We start from the raw sequence: 17,000 nt of genomic DNA on the forward strand, positions 1-17,000 counted from the left end.
GGGCAATGTCAGAGCTGACCCTGACGGTCATGCGGCTGGGTTTCCTGGCCGTTCTGTGGCTGTTCGTGATCGTGGCCGTCCAGGTCATCCGCAGCGACCTGTTCGGTACGCGTGTCACTCAGCGCGGATCGCGCCGTGAGGGCGGCCGCCAGCAGGCGGCCCGCCAGCAGCAGCAGGCCGCGCCACCGCAGCAGCGCCAGCAGAGCGGCGGCCGCCAGCGCCGCGGCGCCCCCACCAAGCTGGTCGTCTCCGAGGGCACCCTCACGGGCACGACGGTCGCCCTCCAGGGGCAGACGATCACGCTCGGCCGGGCGCACGACTCGACCATCGTGCTGGACGACGACTACGCCTCCAGCAGACATGCCAGGATCTACCCGGACCGTGACGGCCAGTGGATCGTCGAGGATCTCGGGTCCACGAACGGCACGTATCTCGACCGGACCCGCCTGACCACCCCGACGCCCGTTCCGCTGGGCGCGCCGATCCGCATCGGCAAGACCGTCATCGAGCTGCGGAAGTAGTACGACAATGAGCGAGCGGAGCGAGCGAGCCGACGCGGTCCAGGACTTGGACGCCAGCGCGCTCCCGACCGGAGGGTGGGCACCGTGCGGATGTACCCGGAGCCGACGGGCGAGGTGCGCATGAGTCTGTCACTGCGCTTCGCCGCCGGATCGCACAAAGGCATGATCCGGGAGGGGAACGAGGACTCCGGCTACGCGGGTCCGCGTCTCCTCGCCATCGCCGACGGCATGGGCGGCCAGGCCGCCGGCGAGGTCGCCAGCTCCGAGGTGATCTCGACGCTCGTCACCCTCGACGACGACGTCCCCGGCTCGGACATCCTGACCTCGCTCGGCACGGCCGTGCAGCGGGCCAACGACCAGCTCCGGCTGATGGTCGAGGAGGACCCGCAGCTCGAGGGCATGGGCACGACGCTCACGGCCCTGCTGTGGACGGGCCAGCGGCTCGGTCTCGTACACGTCGGCGACTCGCGCGCGTATCTCCTGCGCGACGGCGTGCTGACGCAGATCACGCAGGACCACACCTGGGTGCAGCGGCTCGTCGACGAGGGCCGCATCACCGAGGAGGAGGCGACGACGCACCCGCAGCGCTCGCTCCTGATGCGCGCGCTCGGCAGCGGCGACCATGTGGAGCCGGATCTGTCGATCCGTGAAGTCCGCGCGGGCGACCGGTACTTGATCTGTTCGGACGGCCTGTCCGGCGTCGTGTCCCACCAGACGATGGAGGACACGCTCGCCAGCTATCAGGGCCCCCAGGAGACCGTGCAGGAGCTCATCCAGCTCGCGCTGCGCGGCGGCGGCCCCGACAACATCACGGTGATCGTCGCCGACGTCCTGGACATCGACACCGGAGACACCCTCGCGGGCCAGCTCTCCGACACCCCCGTGGTGGTCGGCGCGGTCGCCGAGAACCAGCTCCAGGCGAACGACGACGGCGCCATGCAGACCCCCGCCGGGCGCGCCTCGGGCCTCGGCCGCCAGACGCCCCCCAGCCCCTCCGGAGGCGGCTTCGGCCCGCCCGGGAGCGGCGACAGCACCCCGGGCTTCTCCCCGGAGGGCGGCTCCTTCGGGACGTACGGCGACGAGGACTTCGTGAAGCCCGGCGGCGGCCGCAAGTGGCTGAAGAGATCGCTGTACACGGCGCTCGCCCTGGCCGTCGTCGGCGGCGGCCTCTACGGCGGGTACCGCTGGACCCAGACGCAGTACTACGTGGGCACCAAGGACGAGCACGTCGCGCTCTACCGCGGCATCGACCAGGACCTCGCGTGGGTGAGCCTGTCGAAGGTCGAGAAGGACCACCCCGAGATCGAACTCAAGTACCTGCCGCCGTATCAGCGCAAGCAGGTCGAGTCGACGATCTCCGAAGGCAGCCTCGAAGACGCGCGGAAGAAGATCGACGAGCTGGGTCTGCAGGCATCGGCGTGCAAGAAGGACGCCGAGCGGCGCAAGATCGAGCGGGAGAACCGCGAGAAGAACGAGAGCAACGCCAAGCCCGGCGAGGGCGAGGCCGGCGGGCAGAACGGTCAGCCCGGCCCCGCCGAGACCTCCAAGCCGGACTTCCGCAACGCGAACGACAAGAACGCGACAGACGCAACAAGCGCGAAGAACACGGCGAACGCCGCGAACGCCAAGGACGAAAAGTCCGAGTCCACCACCGCACCGACTCCCACACCCGGCCCCAGCCTCTCCGAGCAGGAGAAGGATCTGGTCCCGCAGTGCGGTAAGCAGTAAGCAGCCGTTGGGGGCCCTTGCACGCCATGAGCAGTAGCACTACACACACGTCGACGATCGGCGCCATCGGTGCGCCGAGCCGGCGCAACACCGAGCTCGCGCTCCTGGTGTTCGCCGTCGTCATCCCGCTGTTCGCCTACATGAACGTGGGCCTCGCCATCTCCGGCGAGCTGCCGCCCGGCATGCTCGGATACGGCCTGGGCCTCGGCCTGCTCGCCGGCGTCGCGCACCTGGTCGTGCGCAAGTTCGCGCCGTACGCGGACCCGCTGCTGCTCCCCCTCGCCACGCTGCTCAACGGCCTCGGCCTGGTGGTCATCTGGCGGCTCGACCAGTCGGAGAAGCTCCAGCAGCGACCCACGTTCTCCGAGGCCGCGCCGAACCAGCTTCTCTACTCGGCCGTCGGCATCGCCCTGTTCGTAGGCGTGCTGCTGCTCCTGAAGGACCACCGCGTCCTGCAGCGCTACACGTACATCTCCATGGTCCTCGCGATCGGCCTGCTGCTGCTCCCGCTCGTGCCGGGCCTCGGCATGAACGTCTTCGGCGCCAAGATCTGGATCCGGATCGGCGGATTCTCCATCCAGCCCGGCGAGTTCGCGAAGATCGTCATCGCGGTGTTCTTCGCCGGCTATCTGATGGTGAAGAGGGACGCGCTCGCGCTCGCCAGCCGCCGCTTCATGGGCCTGTATCTGCCCCGTGGCCGCGACCTCGGTCCGATCCTGGTCGTCTGGGCGATGTCCATCCTGATCCTGGTCTTCGAGACCGACCTCGGCACGTCGCTGCTGTTCTTCGGCATGTTCGTCGTGATGCTGTACGTCGCCACGGAGCGCACCAGCTGGATCGTGTTCGGTCTGCTGATGTCCGCGGTGGGCGCCGTCGGTGTGGCGTCCTTCGAGCCGCACGTGCAGGTGCGTGTGGACGCCTGGCTCGACCCGTTCAGCAAGTCCGTCATCGCGGAGACCGGCACCGACCAGATCGCCCAGTCGCTGATGGCGTTCGGCTCCGGCGGTGTGCTCGGCAGCGGGCTCGGCCAGGGCCACTCCGACCTGATCGGCTTCGCCGCCAACTCCGACTTCATCCTCGCCACGTACGGCGAGGAGCTGGGCCTGGCCGGGATCATGGCCGTCCTGCTGATCTACGGCCTGATCGTGGAGCGCGGTGTGCGCACGGCGCTCGCCGCCCGCGACCCGTTCGGCAAGCTCCTCGCGGTCGGCCTGTCCGGCGCCTTCGCGATCCAGGTCTTCGTCGTCGCGGGCGGCGTCATGGGCCTGATCCCGCTGACCGGTATGACCATGCCGTTCATCGCGTACGGCGGTTCTTCGGTGATCGCCAACTGGGCGCTGATCGGCATCCTGCTGCGCATCAGCGACACCGCGCGCCGCCCGGCCCCGTCGCCCGCCCCGAACCCCGACGCCGAGATGACCCAGGTGGTACGGCCGTGAACAAGCCTCTGCGCCGCATCGCGATCTTCTGCGGTCTGCTCGTCCTCGCGCTGCTCATCCGCGACAACTGGCTGCAGTACGTGCAGGCCGACAACCTCGCCGAGCACGAGATGAACCGCCGCGTGCCCATCGAGCGGTACGCCCAGCCGCGCGGCGACATCATCGTCGACGGCAAGGCCATCACCGGCTCGCAGAAGGTCGACGGCGACGACTTCAAGTACAAGCGCACGTACAAGAACGGGCCCATGTGGTCGCCCGTGACCGGCTTCGCCTCGCAGCGCATCGGCGCCACGCAGATCGAGTCCATCGAGGACCGCATCCTCACCGGCAACGACGACCGGCTCTTCTTCCGCCGCAGCCTCGACATGCTGACCGGCAAGAAGAAGGAGGGCGGCAATGTCGTCACGACCCTCAACGCCGACGCCCAGAAGGCCGCGTACGAAGGCCTGAAGGGCCGTGGCAAGGGCGCCGTCGCCGCGATAGACCCGTCGACGGGCGCGATCCTGGCGCTCGCCTCGACGCCTTCGTACGACCCCTCCAGCTTCGCCGGCAACACCAACAAGGAAGCGGAGACCTTCGGGAAGCTGGACAAGGACTCCGACAAGCCGATGCTGAACCGCGCGCTGCGCGAGACCTACCCGCCCGGCTCCACCTTCAAGGTGGTCACGGCCGCGGCGGCGATGGAGCACGGCCTGTACACGGACATAGACGACAAGACGAAGTCGCCGCTGCCGTGGACGATGCCGAACACCACCACCGAGCTGAAGAACGAGGGCAACATCCCCTGCAAGAACGCCACGCTCCGCGAGGCGCTGCGGGTGTCCTGCAACACCGTCTTCGGCAAGATCGGCTCGGACCTCGGCAAGGACAAGATGCTGGAGACGGCGGAGAAGTTCGGCTTCAACGAGGAGCAGTTCGTCCCGGTCCGCTCCAACGCCTCCGTCTTCCCCAAGGAGATGGACAAGCCGCAGACCGCCCTGTCCTCCATCGGCCAGTTCGAGACCGCCACGACGCCGCTGCAGATGGCCATGGTCACCTCCGCGATCGCCAACGACGGCACGCTGATGGAGCCGTACATGGTCAAGGAGCTCCAGGCGCCGAACCTCGACGTGATCGAGAAGCACTCGCCCAAGGAAATGAGCGAGCCCATGTCCAAGGAGAACGCGCAGAAGCTCCAGGACATGATGCAGACCGTCGTGAACGAGGGCACGGGAACCAGCGCCAAGATCCCGGGCGTCACAGTGGGCGGCAAGACCGGTACCGCGCAGCACGGTCTGAACAACAGCAAGAACCCGTACGCGTGGTTCATCAGCTACGCCAAGACCGACTCGGGATCGCCGGTCGCCGTGGCCGTCGTCGTCGAGGACAGCGACGCCAGCCGTGACGACATCTCCGGTGGCGGTCTGGCGGCGCCGATCGCGAAGGACGTGATGAAGGCGGTTCTCGACAGCAAGAAGTGACCCCTGTCACGGCCCCTTCACATCGGTGCACGTTGCGATACCGGTCCTGTATCGGGTGACGGTTGCGGCCGGGTCACATCAGGCGAGCCGGGTACGGTATGCCCGGACAGCACACCGCCGGACCGCGCAACACGGTGCGGTCGGGGACCGACGGAGAGGGCTGGAATAGCTATGGAAGAGCCGCGTCGCCTCGGCGGCCGGTACGAGCTGGGCCAGGTGCTCGGCCGCGGCGGGATGGCGGAGGTCTACCTCGCGCACGACACCCGCCTCGGCCGCACCGTGGCGGTGAAGACGCTGCGGGTGGACCTCGCCCGCGACCCGTCGTTCCAGGCCCGGTTCCGCCGTGAGGCCCAGTCGGCCGCCTCGCTCAACCACCCGGCGATCGTCGCGGTCTACGACACCGGCGAGGACTACGTCGACGGGGTCTCCATCCCGTACATCGTCATGGAGTACGTCGACGGCTCCACGCTGCGTGAGCTGCTGCACTCCGGGCGCAAGCTGCTCCCCGAGCGCGCCATGGAGATGACGATCGGCATCCTCCAGGCCCTGGAGTACTCGCACCGCAACCAGATCGTCCACCGCGACATCAAGCCCGCGAACGTCATGCTGACGCGCAACGGCCAGGTCAAGGTCATGGACTTCGGCATCGCCCGCGCGATGGGTGAGTCCGGCATGACGATGACGCAGACGGCCGCGGTCATCGGCACCGCGCAGTACCTCTCGCCCGAGCAGGCCAAGGGCGAGCAGGTCGACGCGCGCTCCGACCTCTACTCGACCGGCTGCCTGCTCTACGAGCTGCTGACCGTCCGCCCGCCGTTCGTCGGCGACTCCCCGGTCGCGGTCGCCTACCAGCACGTACGCGAGGAGCCCCAGGCCCCCAGCGTCTTCGACGGCGAGATCACGCCCGAAATGGACGCGATTGTCCTGAAGGCGCTCACCAAGGACCCGGACTACCGCTACCAGTCGGCCGACGAGATGCGCGCCGACATCGAGGCCTGCCTCGACGGCCAGCCCGTCGCGGCCACCGCCGCCATGGGCGCCGTCGGCTACGGCGGCCACCCCGACGACCAGGCCACGGCCATGCTCCGCCCGCAGAACGGCGGGCCGGGCCACGGCCAGACGTCCATGATGCCGCCGGTCAACCCCGATGACGGCGGCTACGACGACGGGTCGCGGCGCGGCCGCCAGAAGAAGAGCAGTACGTCGACGATCCTGCTCGTCGCCGCGGGCATCCTGGTCCTGGTGGGGGCGATCCTCATCGGGAAGTGGGCGTTCAGCGGGAGCGCCGGCAACAACGACAGCGTCACGGTGCCGACCTTCGTCGGCAAGAAGCTGACCGAGGCCGAGACCTCCGCGAAGAACGTCGACCTGGAGATCAAGGTCTCCGAGCGCAAGCCGTGCGAGAAGTACCCCAAGGGGGAGATCTGCTCGCAGGACCCCGGCCCGGACGCGGAGGCCGAGAAGGGCGACACGGTCAATGTGGTCGTGTCGACCGGTGCGCCGAAGGTCGCGGTGCCGAACGTCATCGGCAAGGACATCGACGCGGCCACGGAACAGCTCGAGGCCGACAAGTACAACTTCATCGTCAAGCCCAAGCAGGTGGAGTCCACGGAGCCCGAAGGCCAGGTCCTCGACCAGGATCCGGTTTCGAGCACCGAGGTCCAAAAGGGCAGCACCATCACCCTTGAAGTCGCCAAGAAGAAGACCCAGACCCCGGTCCCGGACGTCTCCGGCCAGACCTGGGAAGCCGCCAAGAAGCAGATCGAGGACAACGGCCTCACCCCGGTCCGCTCGGACGTCGAGAGCGACAGCGTCGAGGAGGGCAAGGTCATCCAGACCTCGCCTGCGGCCAACACGCAGGTCGACCCCGGCTCCACGGTGACCGTCCAGGTCGCCAAGAAGAAGGCCGAGGAGGAGCCGCAGGACGTGGCGGTCCCGGCCCTCGGGGGCCAGAAGCTCTCCGATGCCCGCGACGCCCTTGAGGACGCGGACCTGACGGTCGGCAACATCACGGGCCCGCAGGACGACGACGCCACGGTGGTCCTGTCCGACCCGCCCGGCGGCCAGCAGGTCAAGACCGGCACGGCGGTCAACCTCGTGACCACTGGCGGCAGCCCGGACGGCGGCAACGGCAACGGCGGCGGTGACAACGGAGGCGGCGGCTTCATCGAGGGCGCCACCGGCTTCGGCCGCCACGAGCGGGACTGACCCGCACAGCGACACGGTACGTATGAGGGCCCCGGCACCATCAGGTGCCGGGGCCCTCATACGTCGACGACGCTCAGTCCAGCTCCCGCGGCGGCGTCCGCTCGCTGTCGACCTTCTCGATCCGCTCCAGCTTGCCCCACACCACGTAGCGGTACTTCGACGTGAAGACCGGGGTGCACGTGGTGAGCGTGATGTAGCGGCCCGCCTTCTTCGCGCCCGACTCCTTGGGGATGGGGTCCAGGACGCGGACGTTGTACTTCGAGGTCTCGGGGAGGGTCTTGTAGACCTTGTAGACGTACCACTTGTCGCGGGACTCGAAGACGATCGGGTCGCCCTCGTCGATCTTGTCGATCTTGTGGAACTTCGCGCCGTGGCCGTCGCGGTGCGCGGCCAGCGTGAAGTTGCCCTTCTTGTCCTGCGGCAGGGCGGACTTGATGGGGTCCGTGTAGTAGCCGGCGACGCCGTGGTTGAGGGTCTTGCTGTTGGTGCCCTTGGTGACCAGGATCTCGCCGCCGCTCATCGCGGGTACGTGCAGGAAGCCGATGCCGTCCTTGGTGTCGATGGCGCCAGGCCCCTTGGCCTCCCAGTGGTCGCGGACGCGGTTGCCCTGCTTCTTGGCCTCACGGTCCGCTATGACGTTCGTCCACCAGAGGGAGTAGACGACGAACAGGCCGAGGATCAGGCCCGCGGTGATGAGGAGTTCACCGAAGACGCTGACGGCCGTCGCGATACGGCCGCGGCCGCGCTGCCGCGGCGCGGGCGCGGGCTTCGACTCCCCGGTCCGCTGCTGCTCGTCCTCGTCGGTGGTGGCTGCCACTGCACCTGCCCCGTCTGTCCATGCGTCCTTGGCCCCTAGTCGACCAGCGCGGGCGGTTTGCCCTTGGCCCGTGGCCGGTCCTCGACCATCTTGCCCCACACGATCATTCGGTACTTACTCGTGAACTCGGGGGTACAGGTGGTCAGTGTGATGTAGCGGCCGGGTTTCGTGAAGCCGGAGCCCGGCGGCACCGCGTTGAGCACCTTCGTGTTGCCGGGCCCGGTCTGCGGCAGGATGCTCGCCATCTTGTAGACGAAGTACCGGTCCTGCGTCTCGACGACGATCGGATCGCCCGGTTCGAGGCGGTTGATGTAGCGGAATGGCTCGCCGTGGGTGTTCCGGTGTCCGGCGACCGCGAAGTTGCCGGGGTTCGCCTCCGGCATCGGGGTCTTGGTCCTGCCCTTGTTGTAGTGGCCGACCATGCCCCGGTCGAGGACCTTCTGCTTGTCGATGCCCTCGGCGACCGGCGTGACGACGTCCAGCTTCGGGATGTGCAGGAGGGCGAAGCCCTGGCCGGGCTCGAACGTCCCCGGCTTGCCCTTGCCCTTCGCCCAGTCCTCCTGGAGCTTGCGGGCGGCCTCGTCGGCCTGCTGCTGGGCCCTTATGTTCGTCCACCAGAGCTGGTACGTGACGAAGAGGAGCATCAGGACGCCCACGGTGATGAAGAGTTCGCCGATGGCACGGCTGGCCACGGTGGCCGGGCCCGGCTTCGCGGCGCGGGCCGCGCGGCGGGCTTCCACGCGGGTGAGGGGGCGGCCGTCCTCGCCGGTGGGCGGCGCGGGGGTCTTGGCCGCGGGCTTCGTACGACCATGCGCGGAGGCCCGGCGCCCCTTGTGCTTGGCGGCCTTGCGGCGCGCGGCCCGCCCTCCGGGGACCACGGCCTCCGCGTCCGCCCCCGGCTGCCCGACATCGGCTCCGGTACCGGCTCCTGCCGTGGCTCCCGCTATGCGGCGCGTGTCCGCCGTACGCAGACCGATGGTTTCGTCGTCCACGGGGACCCCGGGGCCGACCGGCTCCGCAGAGCCCACAAGTTCCGGATCCGGGCCCTCCGAGCCCGGCGGAACTTCCCCACCCGGCGGAGCCGACCCGCTGCGGAACCACGGCGACGGATGCTCCCCCGCCCCGGCGGCGTCCCCGCCACCGTGCGCGGTCACGCCGTGGCCCTGCCCACCACCGGGGCAAGCCCGCTCGACCGGGCGATGGCCCCGGTGTCCCCGCACTCCACGAGCCAGTTGGCGAGCATGAGGTGGCCGTGTTCGGTGAGCACCGACTCGGGGTGGAACTGGACGCCCTCGACGGGCAGTTCGCGGTGGCGCAGGCCCATGATGATGCCGTCGGCCGTGCGCGCGGTCACTTCGAGCTCGGCCGGGACCGTCGCGGGCTCGGCGGCCAGCGAGTGATAGCGGGTCGCGATGAAGGGGGACGGCAGGCCCGCGAAGACGCCCTTGCCCTCGTGCTCGACCGGCGAGGTCTTGCCGTGCAGGAGTTCCGGCGCCCGGTCCACCACGCCGCCGTACGCCACCGCCATGGACTGCATGCCCAGGCACACGCCGAAGACGGGCACGCCGGTCGCGGCGCAGTGGCGGACCATGTCGACGCACACACCGGCCTGTTCGGGGGTGCCGGGCCCCGGTGACAGGAGCACGCCGTCGAAGCCGTCCTGGGCGTGCCGGAGCTCGACCTCGTCGTTGCGGAGCACCTCGCACTCGGCCCCGAGCTGGTACAGGTACTGCACGAGGTTGAAGACGAAGCTGTCGTAATTGTCGACGACAAGAATGCGGGCGCTCATTCGTCCACCGTCACATCATTGAAGGGCAGCAGCGGCTCCGCCCAGGGAAACACGTACTGGAACAGCACATAGACGACCACGAGGACGAGCAGCAGCGAGAGCAGCGCCTTCACCCACGCGTTCCCGGGCAGATGCCGCCAGATCCAGCCGTACATGCCGTCCCTTCCGTCGTCAGGCGCCACAGGGCGGCGCCGTAGAGCACCAGACTAACGGCGCAGTGCGTCGGGTTTCCCTTGCTCCACCGGCTGGGTGGCATCGAGGTGGGCCCAGGCGATCAGGCGGTGACTGTGGCCCCACTCGGGTTCGCAGGTGGTGAGAGTGAGATAGCGGCCGGGCTCGCGATAGCCGGATTTGCGCGGTACGGGGTCGATGACGCCGATGTCCCCGGGCAGCGTCCGGTACGGCTTCTTGTCGATGCGGTACGTGAACCAGGTGGTGCCGTCGGTCAGGACGACGGCGTCGCCGGGGCGCAGCTCGGGGAAGTCCTTGAAGGGGTCGCCGTAGGTGCGGCGGTGGCCGGCCACGGCGAAGTTGCCCTTCTGGCCGAGCTGGGCCGTGCGCGCGTAGTGGCCGAGGCCCTTCTTGAGGGTGCCGGTGGCGGTGCCCTGGAGCACGGGCTTGTTCCACGTGAAACCAAAGCGCGGGACGTACATGACGGCGAAGGGCTTGCCGTCCCGGTACGGGGCGGGCTCCGGCGGCGAGGCATCCGCCGGCTTGTCGTCGGTGCGGGCCGCGACCGATCCCCGCGCCCACTGGTCCTGCAACTGGTCGATCTGGCTGTCCATGGCCCGGTCGGCCTTCACGCCGGTCCAGAACAGGACGTAGACGACGAAGAGCACGATCACGGTGCCCACGGTGATGCACAGTTCGCTGAACGTCCGGACGACTGCTCGTACCGACACAAGCTCCCCCAGCGGCTGCCGGCGGCAGGCTCCGCCGGCTCGGCTACTCCACGGGCTTCGCGTACGCGCTTACTCCACGGGCTTCGCGTAGTGGAGATCCACTGTGCCCGAGTAGCCGGGAAGAGTCACCGCCCCGTCGTCCTCGACTTTCCAGCCGAGCCCGTAGGCGTTGACGTACAGCATGTAGTTCTGGATCTCCGGGGAGGCCGCGAGGGCCTTCCTGAGCTTGTCGGGGTCGCCGACGGCGGTGACCTTGTACGGCGGTGAGTAGACGCGGCCCTGGAGGATCAGGGTGTTGCCGACGCAGCGCACGGCGCTGGTGGAGATCAGGCGCTGGTCCATGACCTTGATGCCCTCGGCGCCGCCCAGCCACAGCGCGTTCACCACGGCCTGGAGGTCCTGCTGGTGGATGACCAGGTCGTTGGGCTGGGGCTCGGGGTAGCCGGGGAGCTTGGCGGTGGCGTCGGGCGGGGCGTCGGCGAGGGTGACCGTGACGGCGTCGCCCTTGAGCTTCTTGGTGCCGGCGTTCTTCTCCAGGGCCTTGAGGCGGGCGTCGTCGGCCTTGGTGCCGGGGCTGTCGCGCTGAGCCAGGGAGTCGACGTCGTCGCGCAGCGAGCCGTTGGAGTCCTCCAGGTCCTTGTTCTCGCGGCTGCGTTCCTGGATGAGATCGGAGAGCTTCAACAGGGAGGCGTCGGTGCGGATGTTGGTGCCCTTGGCCGTGTTGAAACTGGTGACGAAGATGAGGCCGGCGAGGGCGAAGACGGCGATCGTGAGCAGCCGCACCGGCCGCCAGCGGGGGCCCCGGCCCTGCCCTCCCGGGAAGTCGGCAGAATTGCTCAACGTACCCTTATCTCCTTCACCGCCGCGGAAGCACTACGCTAACGGACGCCCGGGGGAGGACTTCGCCCACCGTTGTGCCGTAGTTCCGGCCCCGGCGCCCCACCCCGTTCCCTGCGCGGCCACGCAGCGCATCGACAGGAGAGACCCTCGTGCCGAAGTCACGTATCCGCAAGAAGGCAGACGACTACACGCCGCCGTCGTCGAAGAAGGCGACCAGCATCAAGCTGACGAACCGGAGCTGGGTGGCCCCGGTCATGCTGGCGATGTTCCTCATCGGCCTGGCCTGGATCGTCGTCTTCTACGTCACGGACGGGAAGCTGCCGATCGACCCGCTGGGCAACTGGAACATCGTCGTCGGCTTCGGCTTCATCGCCGCGGGCTTCGGCGTCTCCACGCAGTGGAAGTAACGCTTCCACTCACCGGAGGGCCCGCTCCGCGAGTCATGGGAGAGCCCGCTCCGCAAGCCCTGGCCTGAGTTATCCACAGCGCGAGCACTGCCATCCACAGACCTGGGGAAAGGTCTGAAGATCTGTGGATAACTCTCCGGAGGTTGACGCCGGTGTGACTGGCCCCGCTCACCGCACCGGCGCGCACACCCCTTGTCCTGCCTGGGAAAACCCGGACCGGCGAGGCGAGGAACACCCGTTCCCCACTTCGTGCACAAGATCGGGCACAGACTGTGGACAACGAGGGTGCGCGCGCCGGTCCGCGCACGTCAGGTGAGCTGGGCCGTCCGCAGCACCACGGTGACCACGATCACCGCGAACACCACCGCGCACGTGCCCCACTGCACCAGGGCGCGCCGCTCGCGCGGGGCGTGCACCATGCCGTAGGCGATGGCCACACCGGCGACCAGGCCGCCGACGTGTGCCTGCCAGGCGATGCCGCTCCAGGTGAAGGTGAAGAGCAGGTTCAGCGCGAGGAGCGCGATGACGGGGCGCATGTCGTAGTTCAGGCGGCGCATCAGGACGGCCGTCGCACCGAGCAGGCCGAAGATCGCGCCGGAGGCGCCGAGGGAGGCCTGGTTCGCGTCCGAGACCAGGTAGGTCAGGGCGCTGCCGCCGAGGCCCGACAGCATGTAGAGCGCGAGATACCGGGCGCGGCCGAGCGCCGCCTCCAGCGGGCCGCCGAGCCACCACAGGCCCAGCATGTTGAACGCGACGTGCCAGATCTCCTGATGCGTGAACATCGACGTGACCAGGCGATACGTCTGGCCGTCGGCGACGCCCTCGGTGGGCACGAACGGGTGCGGCGGCCACTGGCCGATCAGCACCAGGTCGTTGAGCAGGCTGTCGCCCCGCACCCGCACGGCGACGAACACCAGCAGGTTGAGCGCCAGGATGATCTTCGTGAGCAGCCGGGGGTCCTGGGCGATGGTGCCGCCCGCGATCGTGCGCGGCTGACTGGCGGCCGGCGGGTGCCCGGTGCCCGAGCCGCCGCGGACGCATTCGGGGCACTGGAAGCCGACCGAGGCGCTGATCATGCACTCCGGGCAGATCGGCCGCTCGCAGCGGGTGCAGGTGATGCCCGTCTCGCGGTCCGGATGCCGGTAGCAAGCCGGCGGGCCCTGCGCGTCCCGCGGCTCCTGCGGGCTCCCTGGCGCCTGGTCCATTGCGGTCCCCTCATTCTCCATACGAAGGACGTCGTGAACGCGCCGCCCCGCCCTTCCTCTACGGATGGGCGGGGCGGTTTGGTTCCCTCAGGGGGCATGCCGCGCGGGCGTCCCCCCGGAGAGCACGCGTCGGCGCTCAGCCCTCGCGCTGCTCGATGACGACGGACTCGATCACGACGTCGTTGACCGGGCGGTCGGTGCGCGGGTTGGTCTGGGTGCCGGCGATGGCGTCCACGACCTTCTTCCCGGCGTCGCTCGTGACCTCGCCGAAGATGGTGTGCTTGCCGGTCAGCCAGGCCGTCGGCGACACAGTGATGAAGAACTGCGAGCCGTTGGTGCCGGGGCCCGCGTTGGCCATCGCCAGCAGGTAGGGCTTGTTGAAGGCCAGGTCCGGGTGGAACTCGTCCCCGAACTCGTAGCCCGGACCGCCGGTGCCGTTGCCCAGCGGGTCGCCGCCCTGGATCATGAAGCCGCTGATCACCCGGTGGAAGACCGTGCCGTCGTACAGCTTGTCCGTGGACTTCTTGCCGGTCGCGGGGTGCACCCACTCGCGCTCGCCCTTGGCGAGCTCAACAAAGTTCTTGACCGTCTTCGGAGCGTGGTTCGGCAGCAGCCGAATCTCGATGTCGCCCTGATTGGTCTTGAGGGTGGCGTAAAGCTGCTCAGCCACGATCTGCCTTCCGTTGTCCTCTGTGACACCCCGATCCTCGCACGGACCGGATTGGGACGAGTAGCCGCCGAGTGGGCGCGCGCCGCCGGGATCCGTGGCATTGTCGTCGACAAGCTCCGCTTGTACCGAATTGATCGCGTTCCCAGCGAGTTCTCCGCGAGTTCCCTCGGGTCCCAGCGAGTTTCCCCGGGTCCCAGCGAGTTCCCTCAGGTCCCAGCGCGTTCACGGGCAGCGGCCGATGACCCGGATGCCCGTCCTCGCATGCCCCGGATCCATCCGGCAGGCATGATCCCGGAAAGGGTGGAAAGGTGACATACCTATACGCCACCAAGGAGGAGGATCCCGTGACCCGCAAAGAGAGCGTGCGCGCCGCGGCCCACTCGGCGAAGGACAGCGTGCGGCACGCCGCGGACGCGGTGGCACCGTACGCGGACAAGGCGACGCACGTGGCGCACGAGGCCCGGGCGCGGCTTGCCCCGAAGGTGTCGCACGCCGCGCACACGGCCGCCGACCAGGCTCGCGTCCAGTTCGACTCGCACCTGGCGCCGCGCGTGGAACAGGCGCGCAGCCATGTGCCGCCGAAGGTCGACCACGCGGCGCACGAGGCCGCCGTCCGCACCCGTAAGGCGGCACGGCAGGCCGCCGACTTCTCCAAGCCGCGCATCGAGCACGCCGTGGCCGTGGCGGGCCCGGCCCGCGAGGAGGCCGCCGCCCGCGGCGCCGCCGCGCTCGCCGCGCTGCGCGGGCAGGTCACGCCGCGGGAGATCGAGCGTCTTGCCCGCCGGCACGAGCGCCGCGCCCGCGCCGGGCGGCTGGCCAAGCGCCTGGCCGTCCTGGGCGTGCTCGCGGCCGGCGCCGCCGCCCTCTGGAAGTGGTGGGACAAGCAGGCCAACCCGGACTGGCTGGTCGAGCCCCCCGCCGCCACGGAGGTCCCCGACCGCGCGCCGCTGACCTCGGTCGACGGCAGCGGCCAGACGTCGCTCGACCCAGAGGTCCAGGCCAAGCAGGCCGAGGCGGAGGCGGACGCGGACGCGGGCGCGGAGGGCCGCGAGGAACGGGGCTGAACCCCACGCGAGGCGCGGGTTGGGCTCCTTCCAGGAAGCGGGGCTGAACCCCAGCGCGCGGGAGGACCGTGAGGAACGGCAGGACCGTGAGGACCGGCAGGACCGTGAGGACCGGCAGGACCGTGAGGACCGGCAGGACCGTGAGGACCGGCAGGACCGCGGCTCGGCGCGTGGGCTTCCCGGCCCGAGCTCCCGGCCCGTGCTCCCTGCCGGAGCTCCCGGCTGGCTTCCCGGCCCGAGCACGGCCTCACGAGACGAGCTCAGAGCACGGGCTCCCCGGCCCGTGCTCTCTGCCGGAGCTCCCCGACCCGAGCACCCGGCATGAACCCCTGTCCCGTCAAGCACCGAACTCCGGAGGGGCGGCTCACAGCCAGAGCCGCCCCTCCACCACCTCCCGCGCCACCTCCGTCAGCTTCCGCTGCCGCGCACGCGCGTACCCGCGCAGGAGCGCGAAGGCCTCGACCGTGGAGAGCGACCGCTGGGCCGCGAGCACGCCCTTGGCCTGTTCGATGGTGGTACGGCTGGTCAGCGCGTGCTCGAGCTGCCCGGCCAGGGTGCGGCTGCGGTGGAGTTCACGGTCCCGGAGCAGCGCGATGGCCACGACGTCCGCGAGCGACTGGCCGAGCGCCAGCGCCTCGTCGGTGAGCGGCTGGTCATCGGTGCCGAAGAGCACCAGCGCGCCGACGGTCCGCTCACGCCCGCGCAGCGGCCGCGCCGCGACCTCCGTATAGCCGAGACCGAGGGCACGCGGAATGTACTGGGGCCAGCGCTGGCGGGCGACCGGACCCCTCAAGTCGGTCCTGGGCACGGGTTTCCCGGTCTCCCGGCAGTAGGGGCCCGGGCCCTGGCCGCGATGGTGGGCGTAGCGGACCAGGTCCCTGGCCCCGGCCTCGGAGGCGTAGACCTCGCCGGACGCGGCACCCGCCGGGACGACCAGGACACCGCAGGCGCGGGCGCCGACGAGTTCCCGGCTGCGGTCGGCGAGCGCGGAGAGCAGGACGGGGACGTCGAGGGGTGCGTCGGGGGTGCCGCCGGCCAGTTCCACGAAGATGTCTGCGAGACGTTGCCGCGGCGTCGTCATGACCGCCCCTCCGGAGTGAGCCTGAGACCACCGGACACGATGTCCCGCGCGAGCGTCTCCAAGGGCACGCCGAGAGCGAACGCGCGGCCCTTGATGAGCGTCAGCGCGTCGTCGACGGTCCGGCCGATGTGTACGGACACCATGCCCGCCGCCTGCTGGACGACGTCCCGGTGGTCGGTCCCGCCGTACAGCTCGGGGTCGGCGTCCGGGTCGAGCAGCACCATGCCGGTCAGCGCGCCCACGACGTCGGTGAAGCCCCGGCTGCGGACGAGCCCGGGGCGCGGGTCGAACACCGCGAGCGCCCCGAGACAGACGTCCGACGTGAACAGGGGCATGGCGGCGACCTCCCGGACACCGAGCGCCCTGAGCGCGGGACCGCAGCAGGGCCAGCGCTCCTCGATGGCCGCGTGCGAGGCGGCCACCGTACGGCGGCTCCTCGTCGCGTCCTTGGTGGGGCCCTCGCCCAGCATGAACTCCAAGTCCTGGGCGGTACGGGCCAGTTCGTCGGAGGCGGCGACGGCCAGCTGACGCTGCGCGGCGTCGACCAGGGTGAGCGCCGCACTGCTCGCGCCGCACGCGTCGGCGACGCCGGTCATGAACCGCGGCCGCGCACCGCCGCCCTGCCCCCACCGCACCATGCGCCGGGCGAAGGCCTCTTGGAGCTGGGCCGACGAGCGGTGACAAGCCGCGACCCGGCGCAGCGCCGCGGCCGTGTCCCCGTGCACCGACTGCCCCGGCTCCGCCGCCCACGCGTCGTGCCGTCCGGCGGACTCCTCGGCACGGTGCGCGCGCTCACGTGCCGCCGCCGCGCGCTGCCACGCGGCGGCCGCCTGGCCGGCCTGGCCGTCGCCCGGGGTCACGTCCGAAGC

17 protein-coding genes are annotated in these 17,000 nt (G+C 70.0%); 7 read left to right on the forward strand and 10 right to left on the reverse strand.

The window, feature by feature from the left end:
- Positions 1-5 precede the first annotated feature (5 nt).
- The 5 genes from AC0KTA_RS18390 to pknB all read left to right on the forward strand — a co-directional run bounded on the left by AC0KTA_RS18390 (position 6) and on the right by pknB (position 7,356).
- Positions 6-521, forward strand: coding sequence for an FHA domain-containing protein FhaB/FipA (locus AC0KTA_RS18390; protein ID WP_481056204.1), 516 nt, complete (start codon positions 6-8; stop codon positions 519-521).
- A 75-nt stretch (positions 522-596) separates the two neighbouring features.
- Positions 597-2,249 (forward strand): Stp1/IreP family PP2C-type Ser/Thr phosphatase, encoded by a 1,653-nt coding sequence (locus AC0KTA_RS18395; RefSeq protein ID WP_481056205.1) that lies wholly within the window; start codon positions 597-599, stop codon positions 2,247-2,249.
- Between the two features lie 26 nt (positions 2,250-2,275).
- On the forward strand, positions 2,276-3,688 hold the full coding sequence (locus tag AC0KTA_RS18400) for an FtsW/RodA/SpoVE family cell cycle protein (protein WP_481056206.1): 1,413 nt from the start codon (positions 2,276-2,278) through the stop codon (positions 3,686-3,688).
- A complete protein-coding gene (locus AC0KTA_RS18405; RefSeq protein ID WP_481056207.1) occupies positions 3,685-5,148 on the forward strand; it encodes a peptidoglycan D,D-transpeptidase FtsI family protein in 1,464 nt (487 codons plus the stop codon). Before AC0KTA_RS18400 ends, AC0KTA_RS18405 begins: the two co-directional genes overlap by 4 nt.
- Before the next feature lie 171 nt (positions 5,149-5,319).
- Positions 5,320-7,356, forward strand: coding sequence for a Stk1 family PASTA domain-containing Ser/Thr kinase (pknB, locus tag AC0KTA_RS18410; RefSeq protein WP_481056208.1), 2,037 nt, complete (start codon positions 5,320-5,322; stop codon positions 7,354-7,356).
- Between the two features lie 73 nt (positions 7,357-7,429).
- Here pknB and AC0KTA_RS18415 read toward each other — a convergent pair whose 3' ends face one another.
- From AC0KTA_RS18415 to AC0KTA_RS18440, 6 genes are all read right to left on the reverse strand, one after another.
- Complete coding sequence (locus tag AC0KTA_RS18415) at positions 7,430-8,173, reverse strand: class E sortase (protein WP_481056209.1); 744 nt, start codon at positions 8,171-8,173, stop codon at positions 7,430-7,432.
- A gap of 35 nt (positions 8,174-8,208) precedes the next feature.
- Positions 8,209-9,327, reverse strand: a complete 1,119-nt coding sequence (locus tag AC0KTA_RS18420) for a class E sortase (protein ID WP_481056210.1) — start codon at positions 9,325-9,327, stop codon at positions 8,209-8,211.
- Complete coding sequence (locus tag AC0KTA_RS18425) at positions 9,324-9,962, reverse strand: aminodeoxychorismate/anthranilate synthase component II (protein ID WP_481056211.1); 639 nt, start codon at positions 9,960-9,962, stop codon at positions 9,324-9,326. The genes AC0KTA_RS18420 and AC0KTA_RS18425 overlap by 4 nt, the downstream gene beginning before the upstream one ends.
- Complete coding sequence (locus tag AC0KTA_RS18430) at positions 9,959-10,117, reverse strand: hypothetical protein (protein ID WP_481056212.1); 159 nt, start codon at positions 10,115-10,117, stop codon at positions 9,959-9,961. The genes AC0KTA_RS18425 and AC0KTA_RS18430 overlap by 4 nt, the downstream gene beginning before the upstream one ends.
- A 51-nt stretch (positions 10,118-10,168) precedes the next feature.
- The gene (locus AC0KTA_RS18435; protein ID WP_481056213.1) at positions 10,169-10,864 is read right to left on the reverse strand and encodes a class E sortase; all 696 of its coding nucleotides are present in this window, start codon (positions 10,862-10,864) and stop codon (positions 10,169-10,171) included.
- A gap of 69 nt (positions 10,865-10,933) precedes the next feature.
- Complete coding sequence (locus tag AC0KTA_RS18440; RefSeq protein ID WP_481056214.1) at positions 10,934-11,704, reverse strand: DUF881 domain-containing protein; 771 nt, start codon at positions 11,702-11,704, stop codon at positions 10,934-10,936.
- A 149-nt stretch (positions 11,705-11,853) separates the two neighbouring features.
- On the opposite strand from AC0KTA_RS18440, the gene crgA reads away from it, so the two are divergent.
- Positions 11,854-12,111, forward strand: coding sequence for a cell division protein CrgA (gene crgA / locus AC0KTA_RS18445; protein WP_016640722.1), 258 nt, complete (start codon positions 11,854-11,856; stop codon positions 12,109-12,111).
- Between the two features lie 308 nt (positions 12,112-12,419).
- On the opposite strand, the gene AC0KTA_RS18450 is transcribed toward crgA, so the two are convergent.
- Both AC0KTA_RS18450 and AC0KTA_RS18455 read right to left on the reverse strand, forming a co-directional pair.
- Positions 12,420-13,316: a rhomboid family intramembrane serine protease gene (locus tag AC0KTA_RS18450; RefSeq protein ID WP_481056215.1), complete on the reverse strand. Its 897-nt coding sequence runs from the start codon at positions 13,314-13,316 to the stop codon at positions 12,420-12,422.
- Positions 13,317-13,452: 136 nt separating this feature from the next.
- The gene (locus tag AC0KTA_RS18455) at positions 13,453-13,986 is read right to left on the reverse strand and encodes a peptidylprolyl isomerase (protein ID WP_481056216.1); all 534 of its coding nucleotides are present in this window, start codon (positions 13,984-13,986) and stop codon (positions 13,453-13,455) included.
- 344 nt (positions 13,987-14,330) lie between these two features.
- On the opposite strand from AC0KTA_RS18455, the gene AC0KTA_RS18460 reads away from it, so the two are divergent.
- Positions 14,331-15,050, forward strand: coding sequence for a DUF5324 family protein (locus AC0KTA_RS18460; RefSeq protein ID WP_481056217.1), 720 nt, complete (start codon positions 14,331-14,333; stop codon positions 15,048-15,050).
- Positions 15,051-15,414: 364 nt separating this feature from the next.
- On the opposite strand, the gene AC0KTA_RS18465 is transcribed toward AC0KTA_RS18460, so the two are convergent.
- A complete protein-coding gene (locus AC0KTA_RS18465) occupies positions 15,415-16,131 on the reverse strand; it encodes an ANTAR domain-containing protein (protein WP_481056218.1) in 717 nt (238 codons plus the stop codon).
- Entirely contained in the window at positions 16,128-16,991 is an 864-nt protein-coding gene (locus AC0KTA_RS18470; protein WP_481056219.1) for a GAF domain-containing protein, read from the reverse strand. Before AC0KTA_RS18470 ends, AC0KTA_RS18465 begins: the two co-directional genes overlap by 4 nt.
- Between the last annotated feature and the right edge of the window lie 9 nt (positions 16,992-17,000).

It is taken from the genome of Streptomyces sp. Y309 (genome assembly GCF_056712025.1).